We start from the raw sequence: 12,696 nt of genomic DNA on the forward strand, positions 1-12,696 counted from the left end.
TCTATGTGCCACCCCCACGCAGCAACGCACGTGCCTCTGGCCCTCGGGTTTACGCAACGACGTCAAGCGTTCTGGCAACTCCTCGTTGGTCGCTGGTTCGTTCGACCGTTTCGCAACCTCGCCACCGCCTGAACAGGTGGCGCTCATCATAGGGGGACAGTGCGATGACACCAAAAATCGCGCAGTTTCTGGACAGCCGTCAGCCGGCAACGCCGTGCCTCGTCCTCGACCTGGACCAGGTGGAGGCGAATTATCGCACGCTTCGCCGCGTCCTGCCGCTGGCCACCGTCTATTACGCGGTGAAGGCCAATCCGGCCCCGCAGATCCTCGACCGGCTGACGCGGCTCGGCAGCGCCTTCGATGCCGCCGGCATCGAGGAGATCGAGCAGTGCCTGGCCGCCGGCGCGCAGGCGGCCGCCATCAGCTTCGGCAATACGATCAAGAAGGCGAGCGCCATCGCGCGCGCCCATGCGCTCGGCGTCGATCTCTTTGCCTTCGACTCCGAGGAGGAGCTGCGCAAGATCGCGGCGCATGCGCCGGGTGCGCGGGTCTATTGCCGGCTCATGGTGGTGAACGAGGGCGCGGAATGGCCCCTCTCCAAGAAGTTCGGCACCTCCGTCGGACAGGCGCGCCTGCTCCTGCCGCTTGCGGCCGAGCTCGGTCTGCGCCCTTGGGGCCTCTCCTTCCATGTCGGCAGCCAGCAGACCGATCCGTTGGCCTATGCCCGCGCAGTGGGACAGGCGGCGATGCTCTTCACGGATCTGAAGCGGGCCGGGCTCGACCTACGCTTTCTCAACCTCGGCGGCGGCTTCCCGACGCGCTACCGCCGCGACGTGCCGGCGCCGGATGCCTTCGCCGATGCGATCATGACGGCGATGACCGATCATTTCGGCAATGATCTGCCGGATATCGCGATCGAACCGGGCCGGGCCATGGTCGGCAATGCCGGCGTGGTGTCGAGCGAAGTCGTGCTGGTCAGCAAGCGCAATCCGGATCCGGACGCGCCGCGCTGGGTCTATCTCGACATCGGCCGCTTCGGCGGTCTTGCCGAGACCGAGGGCGAGGCTATCCGCTACCGGCTGACGACGGCCCATGACGGGGACGAGACAGGCCCGGTGGTCCTCGCCGGCCCCACCTGCGACGGGGCGGACATCCTCTACGAGCGCAGCGACTACCGGCTGCCGCTTGCGCTGAAAGATGGCGACCGGGTGACGATCGAGACGGCGGGCGCGTATGTGACGAGCTATGCCGCCCAGGGCTTCAACGGCTTCGCGCCGCTCGCCGAGCACTACATCTGAGCGGCTAGAGGTCGTAGGTCTCCTGCAGGGCGGAGGCGACGCGCGCGAGCGCCGCCTCCAGCTCTGACAGCGCGGCCCGGGTCGCGGGCTCATCCGCGAGCGAAAGCCCACGCAGACCGCGGCAGAGCCGCCCCACCTCTTCGGCGCCGATATTGACTGCCGCGCTGCTCAGCGCATGGGCTTCCGCCTGGAACAGCCCGTGATCGCGCACGGCGGCGGCGGCGCGCAGGCTCAGCACCAGACCTTCCGATTCCGCGATGAAATCCCGCCCGAGATCGGCGGCGAAGGCCGCACCGCCGAGGCTTTCGAGATCCTTCAGCATGCGGGCGCTCAGGACCTGGGCGGGCTTCTCGGCGCCCCCCTTGGCCGGCGCCGCCGACGGCCCCGCGCCCTGGCCCTCCGCGATCTCGGCGATAATGTCGAGCAGCTGTCCGGCCTCGACCGGTTTGACGATGCACATGTCCATGCCGGCTTCGCGGCAGCGCTCGGCCATTTCGGGTGTCGCATCGGCGGTGAGCGCCAGGATCGGCAGATGGGGGCGGCCGACGGCGCCGAAGCGGTAGAGCTTGGTCGCCTCGATGCCGTTCATCACCGGCATGTTCACGTCCATCAGCACGAGGGCGAAGTCCTCGCGCTCCAGCGCATCGAGCGCCTCCTCGCCATTGCCGACGACGACGAAGCTGTGGCCGCCGCGTTCCAGAATCTTGGAGACGACCGCCTGATTGATGCCGTTGTCGTCGGCGACCAGCACGTGCAGGGACCGGCCTTGGGAGCGGGCACCGAGCGGCCGCGTGGCTCCGGCTTCGGTCTGTGCGGCGAGGAAGCGGAGCACGTTGTCGAGCAGTGCAGGCTCGGGCTCCATCGGCAGGCAGGACAGGCAGTGCCGCTCCATGACGGGGTCGGCCGCGAGGTGGCCTTCCTCCGACAGGAGAATGACGGGCGGCAGCGCCTCCTCCAGACGCAGGGGCGAGTGGGCGAGTTGCGATAGTGTCGCCGCATCCAGCAGCAGGCCCTGAAGCCCGCTGGTTTCGGCGAAGGCCTGAAAGAGCCGTTCCGCGTCCGCGGTTGCGGGCAGGCGCTGAGTGAAGACCGAACAGCCGCGCGCCTCCAGTTGGCCGATCAGCGCTGCGCGGTCGCTCGGTTCCGGGGTGATGAGGGCGAGGCGAAGCGGGGGAACGGGGCTATCGGCCGGCGCGGCCGGATGCAGCGGCAGATCGAGGGTGAAGGTGCTGCCGGCGCCGACCTGGCTCTGGAGGGTGATGCGGCCCTCCATCAGCTCCGCCAGGCGCCGGGCGATGGCGAGGCCGAGGCCGGTGCCGCCGAACCGGTCGATGATCGTCTCGTCCGCCTGGGTGAAGCTTTCGAAGATGCGCGCCTGGGCGGCGGTGGCGATGCCGATGCCACTGTCTGTCACCGCGATCGCGAGCCGCGGCGTGCCGGCCTCGCTCATGGCGATGCGCGCGGTGATCAGCACGAAGCCGCTCGGTGTGAATTTCACCGCGTTGCTGGCGAGGTTGCGCAGCACATCCGTCAGCGCGCGGGGGTCGCCCATCAGCCGCGCCGGCAGCCCCGCGTCGATGAAGGTGGAGATGGCGAGACCCTTCGCCGCGGCCGGGACGGAGACGAGCCGTTCGATCTCGTGCAGCAACTGGGCCAGGTCGAAGGCCTGGGTCTGCACCGGCATGCGGCCGGCTTCCAGGCGCGAAAAATCGAGAATGCCGTTGATGAGGCCGAGGAGGGAGCGCGCGGCGGTGCCGGTGGTGCCCACCATCTCCTGCTGCTCGCGGTCGAGCCGCGTGCCTGCCAGCAGATCGCTCATGCCGATGACGGCGTTGAGCGGCGTGCGCAGCTCGTGGCTGACGCTCGCGAGGAACAGGCTCTTCGCCTGGTTTGCCTCCTCCGCCTGGCGCTTGGCCGCAGACAGCCCGCGGATGAGGGAGACCGTGTAGAGGGGAATGGCGATGAGCCCGGCCAGCAGGCCGGCCGACAGATAGGGGTCGTGGCGCCAATAGGGGGTGGTGAGGAGGCAGAGGCCGAAGCCCGCGACGGCGCAGGCGGTGGCCGCCCGCAGATAGCCGAGGCCGAAGCGGAAGCCGTACCCCAGCACGGCCCAGAGATAGATCGGGTAGAGCGGGGCAGCGATGCGGCCGCCGATATGCATGCCGGCGGACAGCGTGCCGGTATCGACGATCAGCTGAAGCACGAGCCGCAGCCGAGAGGGCCGGGCTCGGATCACGAGATCGAGAAAGAAGAGCAGGCCCATCAAGGCATAGAGGCCGCTCGTGAGCAGGGGCAGCAGCGGCCGCTCCAGCGCGCCCTCCACCCGCAAGATGAGCAGGTAGAGGAAGACACCGAGCCCGATCACCAGGCGGTTGATGATGATCTGATGTTCGGTACCCTGGCCCTGTTTCAGCCGCGCGACGAGCGCCGCGAGCCTGAGGCGGCCCCGCGCCGAAAGAGGCTGGGGCGGGCCGGCGGGCGCGGGACGGGCGTCTGCGTCGGGCATGGCATGAGACATGGTGTGGTGGGCGCGGGTTCGAGCCGCGGATCAGCCCGTCAGCCTTGGCCGCCCTCATAGCCGGGCAACCCCGTGACTGCCACATCACGATAGAACTGAGCCAGTTCCTCAGCCGGCAAGGGCTTGCTGAAAAAATAGCCCTGCACCTCGTCGCAGCCCTCGCGCCGCAGGGTCGCCAACTGCTCGGCCGTCTCCACGCCCTCCGCGATCACCCGCATGCGCAGGTTATGGCCGAGGCCGATCATGGCGCGGATCACGGCGAATGCCTCCGGCTGGGTGGAGATGTTGCGGATAAAGCCGCCGTCGATCTTCAGGCGGTTGACCGGCAGCTTGTCGATATAGGTGAAAGAGGCGTAGCCGGTGCCGAAATCATCGACGGAGAAGGTGACACCGCGCGCCTGCAGCCGGGCGATCTGCGTGCGGGCAGCCTCGTGATCCTCCAGCAGGATCGTTTCGGTCAGCTCAAGATCGATAAGGCTGGCGGAGACGCCGGTGCGGTCGATCGCGGCCAGTACCAGGCTGGCGACGTCGTGGTTCCGGAACAGAGAGGCGGAAAAATTGACGCCGACCCGTGTCGCCTGGCCCGCCTGCTCCCAGCGGGCGGCCTGCTGGCAGGCGGCATCCAGCACCCAGAGGCTGAGCGCCGTCATCAGATCGGCCTCCTCGGCGACGGGCAAGAACGCGTCCGGGTAGACGAGTTCGCCGCCGTTGCGCGCCCAGCGGATCAGCGCCTCCACGCCGAGAATCCGCCCCGTGACGAGGTCGACCTGTGGTTGGTAGTGCAAGACGAATTCGTCACGGGCGAGGGCGGCGCGCAGGTCGATCTCGATTTGCGCGGAGTCGCGGACGGCCGTCTGCAAAGCGGGTTCGAATTGGCAGACCGTGTTCCGGCCGAGGGATTTCGCACGATACATAGCGAGGTCGGCGCTCTGCTGCAGCACGTCCTGGTCCGTCCCGTCATGCGGGAAGAGAGCAGTGCCCAGGCTGCAACTGGTGTGGATGCTGCGCCCGTCGATGGCGAAGGGCACATCGAAGGCTGCACGTATCGTTTCGGCAAGGCGGCGCGCCGAGGCCCTGGCCTCCGCGCCCTGGCCGATCCCGGTCTGGATGATTGCGAATTCGTCACCGCCGAGCCGGCCGATGAGATCATCGGGCCCGATGAGGCCGGACATGCGCTGCGCCACCGCGCGCAGCAGCCGGTCGCCGTTGTGATGGCCGAAGGCGTGGCTGATGCTCTTGAAGCGGTCGAGATCGAGGAAGTGCAGCGCGAATTCCTGGGACCGGGCGGCGGCCGCGTCGATCGTGTCTTCCAGCCGCAGATGCAGGGCATGGCGGTTGGGCAGGCCGGTCAGTGCGTCGTGGTGCGCGACGAAATGCAGATGCTCTTCCGCGCGCTTCCGCTCGGTGATGTCGAGCGAGGTGGTCAACACACCGCTGACCGCGTGATCGGCGCCGCGGAGCGGCGTCTTGGTGGTGAGAAAGACGCGACGCAGCCCGGTCGGGTCCGTCACCTCCTCTTCGTAGGCCGGCAAGGGCAGGCCGGTCGCGAAGATCCGCGCGTCGAGCTGTCGCGAGCGCTCGGTCTCGGGGCCCGAGCCTTCGACGGCGTCGGTCTCGCCCTTGCCGAGAACGGCGGCCTGGTAGGCATTGGCGAAGATGCACTCCCCCCGCCGGTCGTGGGCGCTGATCATGGCGGGCACGGTGTCGATCACCTGGGCCAGACGGTCGCGGCTGTTGCGTAGCAGTTCCAGCCGTTCTTGCTCCACGCCCTCAAGTTCGCGGGCCAGAGCATTGGCACGATTGCGGATTTGCTTCTGGCGCGAGCCGATCTTCAGCAGGTTGCGGGCGCGGGTGATGAATTCCTGATGGTCGATGGGGGTCTGGACGAAGTCGGTCGCGCCCGCCTCCAGTGCCTCGAGGCGGAACGCCCGGTCGTCATAGGCGGTGATGACGATGATCGGCACATCGGCACCATTCGGGAGCGAGCGGATGTGCTGGGTGAAGGCTGCCCCCGTCATCTGCGGCATCTTGTAATCGGTGATGACGAGGTCCGGCATCTTGGCGCCGATGACGCGGAGCGCAGGGTCGGGATCGGCGAAGGCTTCGACCTCTACGTTTTCGTCAAGAAAGCCCGCTAATCGCGAGAAGATGCTGCGATTTGTGGCGCGGTCGTCGACGATTACTACAAAGGCCATGTCCACTCCGTGAGCCGCCGACCGGTGCACGCCGCAGGGGTGGGTGACTCCGCGCCGCCGCCAACCCTCTCATTATAGGGGCGATCGGGGTAGTTTTACCAAGGCCTCCCTCGATAGGCGTACTCGAAGCGGTTCGGACGACACATCCCTTTGTGCAGTGCGGGAATCTCGCGACAGGCGCCAAAAAAACGAGAGAGAATGGGATGCCCGATCATCGCCGGGATCGTCTCGGCGGGTCTCGGGTCGCGGAAAACTCCGCGTTCTCGCAGGAGAAGTCTCATGACTTTCGTAAACCCCGCGCTCGGCCTTGTCACCGCACCCGAGGAAATGTCGAATCCCGCAACCCTGCCGGCGCTGTCGTCTTTGCTTCGAAACTATCACCCGACGATGCAGGTGGAGCTGGATTCGGCGGCCCGCGCGCTTTTTTGCTTCATGCGCCCCGAAGGCCGCCCGAGCTATACCCCCGACCTGCTGCGGGACATGAGTCGCATTCAGGCCGACATCTATCGGGCGACGACGGAGGCCGAACCCTTTCGCTACGTCGTCGTCGGCTCCCGCGTTCCGGGGATCTTCAACCTGGGCGGTGACCTCGACCTCTTCGGCGCCAAGATCCGCGCCCGCGCGCGGGACGATCTGCGGCGCTACGCCCATGCCTGCGTCGACATCGTCTATCACAATGCCGTGGGATACGACCGGCGGGTGACGACGGTGGCGCTGGTGCAGGGGGCGGCTTTGGGCGGCGGGTTCGAGGCGGCACTCTCCTGCCACCACATCGTCGCCGAGCGCAGCGCGACCTTCGGCCTGCCGGAAGTGCTCTTCAACCTCTTCCCCGGCATGGGGGCCTATTCCTTCCTCACCCGCCGGCTGGATGCGGTGCGGGCGGAGAAGCTCATCCTCAGCGGCAAGATCTTTTCCGCGGCCGAGCTTTACGACATGGGCCTGGTGGACCATGTGGCGGAGGATGGGGAAGGCGAAGCCGCCGTTCGCGACTATCTCGCCCGGCTCGACCGTCGCTTCAATGCACATCAGGCGGTGCTCCAGGCGCGCCATCGCGTGCATCCGCTGACCCGCGCGGAGCTGATCGAGGTGGTGGATGTCTGGGTCGAGGCGGCGATGAAGCTCGAAGAGGCCGATCTCAAGAAGATGGGCCGCCTGGTGCGAGCCCAGACGCGGCGGCATGGAAGCGGCGCTGAAACCCGCCTTGCAGCGGAGTGAGCGCCGCCGAACATAGGGAGAGGCTCACGTCTCGGCTGGCGCCCGCAGGGCGCTATGACCGGGCGGAGGCTTGCCCTAGAGTGCCCCGGGATAGTCTGGAGATTGCCTGCCATGGTTCGAGTTGAGACACCGCAGCTGCCGTATGGCCCCGGCCAGGGGACGACGACCGGCGCGGTGGACCTGCCGTCCTGGAATCTCGGTGACCTCTATGACGGCATGGAAAGCCCGGATCTCGCCCGGGATCTGGAGGAGGCCAAGGCAGAGGCGGCGGCATTTCGCGCCGCCTTCGCGGGCCGCCTGAGTGGGCTTTCGGGTAGCGACCTCGCCGCGGCGCTCGGCCGTTACGAGGCGGTCGAGGAACGCCTGGGCCGCGTCATGTCCTATGCTCAGCTGCTGTTCAGCAGCGACAGTTCGGACGCGACGAACGCGCGTTTCTACCAGTCGATGAGCGAGCGGGTGACGGAGATTTCGACCGATCTCCTCTTCTTCACCCTTGACCTGAACCGGCTGGACGAAGCGGCGCTGGCCGAAAAGCTGGCCGATCCCGCGCTCGCCGGCTGGAAGTCCTGGCTCGACGATCTCCGGGTCTTCAAGCCGCATCAGCTGTCGGACGAGATCGAGCAGCTGCTGCACGAAAAGGAAGTGACCGGCGCCTCCGCCTGGAGCCGGTTGTTCGATGAGACCATGGCGGGCCTTCGGGTCGCGATCGGAAGCGAAAGCCTGACGGTGAGCGACGCGCTCAACCGCCTCTCCGATCGGGAGAGGAGCGTGCGGGAAGCGGCGGCCGCCGGCATCAGCCGGACGCTGGCTGACAACATCCGTCTCTTCTCCCTCATCACCAATACGCTCGCGAAGGACAAGGAAACGATCGACCGCTGGCGGCACTATCCGACCCCCGGCAGTTATCGCAATCGCTCCAACATGGTGGAAGACGAGGTCGTCGAGGCGCTGGTCTCGGCCGTCGTCGCCAATTACGGGCGGCTGTCCCACCGCTATTACACCCTCAAGGCTGGGTGGCTCGGTCTCGACCGGCTGCAGCACTGGGACCGCAACGCGCCGCTGCCGACGGACACGGACCGCAAGATCGATTGGCCGGAGGCGCGGTCTCGCGTGCTGTCCGCCTATGGCGCCTTCAGCCCGAAACTCGCGGAGATCGGCCAGCGCTTCTTCGACAATCCCTGGATCGACGCGGCGCTGCGGCCGGGGAAGGCGGGCGGCGCCTTCGCGCACCCGACCGTTCCCTCCGCCCATCCTTATATTCTGATGAACTATCACGGCCGGACGCGGGACGTGATGACGCTGGCCCATGAACTCGGCCACGGCGTGCACCAGGTGCTGGCAGGCGAAGCCCAGGGCTATCTCCGCTCAGGCACGCCGCTGACGCTGGCCGAGACCGCCAGCGTCTTCGGCGAGATGCTGACCTTCCGCGCCCTGCTCGACGCCGAGACCGATCCGGCGCGGCGCCGCATCATGCTCGCCGCCAAGGTCGAGGACATGCTGAACACCGTGGTGCGCCAGATCGCCTTCTATCGCTTCGAGACTCGGCTGCACGACGCGCGCCGTACGGGCGAGCTCCTGCCCGAGCGCATCGGCGAAATCTGGCTCGAAGTGCAGAGCGAGAGCCTCGGGCCGGCCTTCAGCTTCACCCCGGACTACGCAAACTACTGGGCCTATGTGCCGCACTTCGTGCACTCGCCCTTCTACGTCTATGCCTATGCCTTCGGCGATTGCCTGGTCAACGCGCTCTATGCCGAATTCCAGAGCGGGCATCCCGGCTTTCAGGAGAAATATCTCGACATGCTGCGGGCGGGCGGCACCAAGCGGCATCGCGAGTTGCTGGCGCCCTTCGGCTTGAACGCCGCCGATCCGGCCTTCTGGACGCGCGGGCTCGACGTCATCGCCGGCTTCATCGACGAGCTGGCGACGACGGACGGGAAAGGCGGGGTCTGACCCATGTCGGATAAGACAGGCGGGCGGGACGCCACTTTCCTCGGCAGCGTGCGCCGCTTCGCGCGCACATCGGGCGCGGTCGGCGGCATCGCGGCGCGTGTCGCGGGCGAGCGCGTCTTCGGCATCAAGACCGACCGCGCGGCCCATGCCGAGGATCTGCGCCAGGTGCTCGGCGGTCTCAAAGGACCGCTGATGAAGGTGGCGCAAATCCTCACCACCATTCCCGATGCCCTCCCGCCGGAATATGCGGCGGAGCTGTCCGAGTTGCAGGCGAATGCGCCCTCCATGGGCTGGGCCTTCGTGCGCCGGCGCATGGCGGGGGAGCTGGGGCCGGACTGGCAGTCCCGTTTCCTGAGCTTCGGGCAGGACGCGGCGGCTGCGGCGAGCCTGGGCCAGGTGCATCGCGCCGTCCTGCCGGACGGCACGCAGGTCGCCTGCAAGCTGCAATATCCCGACATGCCGAGTACGGTGGAAGCCGACCTCCGCCAGCTCAAGATTGCCATGGCAATCTACCATCGCATGGACAACGCCATTCACCACGACGAGATCTACAAGGAACTCTCGGAGCGGCTGCGTGAGGAGCTGGACTATACGCGTGAGGCGGCGCAGATGCGCCTGTATCAGGCGATGCTCTCGGGCGTGTCCGACATCCACGTGCCGACACCGGTTGCCGATCTCACCACCGCGCGCCTGCTGACGATGACCTGGCTGGACGGAGGGCCGCTGCAGCGCTGGCTGGACACCCAGCCCTCCCTCGAGGCCCGCAACCGGGTCGCCGAAGCCCTGTTCCGTGCCTGGTACGTGCCCTTCTATCACTACGGAATCATCCACGGCGATCCCCACCTCGGCAATTACCAGGTGCGGCCCGATGGTGCCGTCAACCTGCTCGACTTCGGCGCCATCCGCGTCTTTCCGCCGCACTTCGTGCGTGGGGTGATCGACCTGTTCGAGGCGGTGCGCGACGAGGATGACGAGAAGGCCGCTGCCGCCTATCGCAGCTGGGGCTTCGACGACGTGACCGAGCAGAAGGTGCGCGTTCTCAATGGCTGGGCACGCTTCCTCTACGAGCCGCTGCTGGACGACCGGGTGCGGCGCATCCAGGAGAATGGCGAGGGCAATTTCGGCCGCGCGGTCGCCGAGGAGGTGCATTCCGGCCTCAAGAGCATCGGCGGGGTGCGGCCGCCGCGGGAATTCGTGCTGATGGACCGGTCCGCGGTCGGCCTGGGCAGCGTCTTCCTGCGCCTCAAGGCGGAGCTGAACTGGAGCAAGCTGTACCGCGAGGTGACGGAGAATTTCGACGAAGCGGCGCTCGGCGAGCGCCAGGCACAGGCTCTGGCTGCGGCGGGTGTGCCGCCGCCGAAATAGCGGCGCCCGCTCCGGCTCCCGGATGATTGCCCCGAACATTACGACTTGGTAGGCAGGGCGCGTCGCGCCCGTCCGGGGCGCTGCCGGAGGACGCCATGCCAAAACCATCCCGCCCGCGCGCCAGCCTTTGGCGTGTTCTGCTCATCCTGCCCGTCATCGCCGTGCTCGCCGTCGGCTGCTTCAACCGCACCACGCCGACCCTCTGGGGCTTTCCCTTCTTCTACTGGTACCAGATGCTCTGGGTCGTGCTCTGCTCGGCGGTGGTGGGGGTGGTCTTCCTCATCGAGTCCGCCTCCGGCCCGCATGAGGATGACGCCTGATGGCTCCGCTCGCGCTCCGGCCCGTCGCCCTCGTCGTCTTTCTCGCCCTCTTCGCCCTCGTCACGGTGCTCGGCTTCCTCGGCGCCCGCTGGCGCCGCGGCGATCTCGACACGCTGCATGAATGGGGCCTTGGCGGCCGCCGCTTCGGCACGCTGATCTCCTGGTTCCTGCTCGGCGGCGATCTCTACACGGCCTATACCTTCGTCGCCGTCCCGGCGCTGATCTACGGGGCAGGTGCCATCGGCTTCTTCGCCGTGCCCTACACCATCATCATCTATCCGGTGCTCTTCGTCGTCTTTCCGCGCCTGTGGCGGATCTGCAAACGCCACGGCTATCTGACGGCGCCCGAATTCGTCCGCGGCCGTTTCGACAGCCGCGCCCTGTCGCTCGCCGTCGCCGTCACCGGCATTCTCGCGACCATGCCCTACATCGCCTTGCAGCTCGTCGGCATGGAGGTGGTGCTGGCAGCCCTCGGCCTGCAGGGCGGCCATGGCATCTGGGCGGACATCCCGCTCTTCATCGCCTTCGTCGTGCTCGCCGCCTTCACCTATACCAGCGGTCTCCGCGCGCCGGCGATCATCGCCATCGTCAAGGATCTGCTGATCTATGCGACGGTGATCGCCGCCGCGATCGTCATCCCCCTGCAGCTCGGCGGGTGGAGCCATATCTTCGCCGCCGTGCCGGCGGCAAAACTCACGCTGCCCGTGCCGGCCGCGGGGAGCCTCGGCAGCTACAGCGCCTATGCGACGCTCGCTCTCGGCTCGGCGCTCGCGCTCTTTCTGTATCCGCATTCCATGACGGGCATCCTGGCCGCCTCCAGCGGGCGGGTGATCAAGCGCAACGCCGCCTTGCTGCCGGCCTATTCCATCGTGCTCGGCCTGCTCGCGCTGCTCGGCTTCATGGCCATCGCCTATGGCGTTGCCAAGGATCCGCAATTCGCCGCGGGCTTCGCGCAGTACAAGGGCAACTTCGCAGTGCCGGCGCTGATGCTGAAGGCTTTTCCGGAATGGTTCGCAGGTGTCGCCTTCGCCGCCATCGCGATCGGCGCACTGGTGCCGGCCTCGATCATGTCGATCGCAACCGCCAACATCTTCACGCGTGACATCTACAAGGCCTTCCTGCGGCCGGATGCGACGGACCTGCAGGAAAGCCGGATGGCGAAACTCATTTCGCTCATCGTCAAGCTCGGCGCGCTCGGTTTCATCCTGGGCCTGCCCGCGGCGACCGCCATCCAGTTCCAGTTGCTGGGCGGAATCTGGATCATCCAGACGCTGCCTGCGATCTTCTGTGGTCTGACACGTCTGCGGCTGCGCGCAGGTGCACTGCTCGCCGGCTGGGCCTGTGGCATGCTGCTCGGCACGCTGATGGCCGCCTCGACCGGCTTCAAGTCGGCAACGTACGCGCTGCATCTCGGCGGCCTGCTCGCCCCGGGTTATGCCGCGCTCTACGCCGTCATCGTCAATCTTGTGGTGAGCTTCGCTCTCTCTTGGCTGCTCAACGCCATGAGCGGTGTGCGTTCGGCGGACGATCCCGCCGCGCGCTTCGAGTTCTGAGTGCGGACGGGGCGGGTGACAGCCTCACCCGCCCCGGCTGCGTCAGGTGCCGCTGCCGTTGCCGCCACCGGGCGCGGTGGGGGCGGCGCCCGTGGTGTTCGTGCTGGGCACGCTGCCCTGCACGGGGTTGACGGGCGCGGCCGAGGCCGGCGAGTAGGGCGCAGGCGAAGTGGGGGCGGGTTCCTTCGCCATCGTGCCGGGCTCGGCACAGGCGGCGAGGCCGAGGAGCATGCCGCCCACAGGCAGCATCAGCGCAAGTTTCCTGGTCACGTCTTCTTCCTT

At 67.5% G+C, this 12,696-nt stretch carries 9 protein-coding genes; 6 read left to right on the plus strand and 3 right to left on the minus strand.

From position 1 onward, the window contains the following. Window positions 1-164: 164 nt before the first annotated feature. Complete coding sequence (locus ACYQ6W_RS05235) at window positions 165-1,298, plus strand: type III PLP-dependent enzyme (protein WP_459673985.1); 1,134 nt, start codon at window positions 165-167, stop codon at window positions 1,296-1,298. 4 nt (window positions 1,299-1,302) lie between these two features. Here ACYQ6W_RS05235 and ACYQ6W_RS05240 read toward each other — a convergent pair whose 3' ends face one another. Then, complete coding sequence (locus ACYQ6W_RS05240; protein WP_459673986.1) at window positions 1,303-3,804, minus strand: ATP-binding protein; 2,502 nt, start codon at window positions 3,802-3,804, stop codon at window positions 1,303-1,305. A 50-nt stretch (window positions 3,805-3,854) separates the two neighbouring features. Next, complete coding sequence (locus ACYQ6W_RS05245) at window positions 3,855-6,011, minus strand: GGDEF/EAL domain-containing response regulator (protein WP_459673987.1); 2,157 nt, start codon at window positions 6,009-6,011, stop codon at window positions 3,855-3,857. Window positions 6,012-6,290: 279 nt separating this feature from the next. On the opposite strand from ACYQ6W_RS05245, the gene ACYQ6W_RS05250 reads away from it, so the two are divergent. The 5 genes from ACYQ6W_RS05250 to mctP all read left to right on the plus strand — a co-directional run bounded on the left by ACYQ6W_RS05250 (window position 6,291) and on the right by mctP (window position 12,414). After that, the gene (locus tag ACYQ6W_RS05250) at window positions 6,291-7,226 is read left to right on the plus strand and encodes a crotonase/enoyl-CoA hydratase family protein (protein WP_459673989.1); all 936 of its coding nucleotides are present in this window, start codon (window positions 6,291-6,293) and stop codon (window positions 7,224-7,226) included. A gap of 111 nt (window positions 7,227-7,337) precedes the next feature. After that, window positions 7,338-9,176, plus strand: a complete 1,839-nt coding sequence (locus ACYQ6W_RS05255) for a M3 family oligoendopeptidase (RefSeq protein ID WP_459673991.1) — start codon at window positions 7,338-7,340, stop codon at window positions 9,174-9,176. 3 nt (window positions 9,177-9,179) lie between these two features. Next, the gene (locus ACYQ6W_RS05260) at window positions 9,180-10,541 is read left to right on the plus strand and encodes an ABC1 kinase family protein (RefSeq protein ID WP_459673992.1); all 1,362 of its coding nucleotides are present in this window, start codon (window positions 9,180-9,182) and stop codon (window positions 10,539-10,541) included. A 95-nt stretch (window positions 10,542-10,636) separates the two neighbouring features. Further along, window positions 10,637-10,861 carry a DUF3311 domain-containing protein gene (locus ACYQ6W_RS05265; protein ID WP_459673993.1) on the plus strand — a complete coding sequence of 75 codons (225 nt, stop codon included), beginning with the start codon at window positions 10,637-10,639 and terminating at the stop codon, window positions 10,859-10,861. After that, on the plus strand, window positions 10,861-12,414 hold the full coding sequence (gene mctP / locus ACYQ6W_RS05270; protein WP_459673995.1) for a monocarboxylate uptake permease MctP: 1,554 nt from the start codon (window positions 10,861-10,863) through the stop codon (window positions 12,412-12,414). Before ACYQ6W_RS05265 ends, mctP begins: the two co-directional genes overlap by 1 nt. A 42-nt stretch (window positions 12,415-12,456) precedes the next feature. Here mctP and ACYQ6W_RS05275 read toward each other — a convergent pair whose 3' ends face one another. Further along, window positions 12,457-12,684, minus strand: a complete 228-nt coding sequence (locus tag ACYQ6W_RS05275; RefSeq protein WP_459673997.1) for a hypothetical protein — start codon at window positions 12,682-12,684, stop codon at window positions 12,457-12,459. Between the last annotated feature and the right edge of the window lie 12 nt (window positions 12,685-12,696).

It is taken from the genome of Acidisoma sp. 7E03, assembly GCF_054665075.1.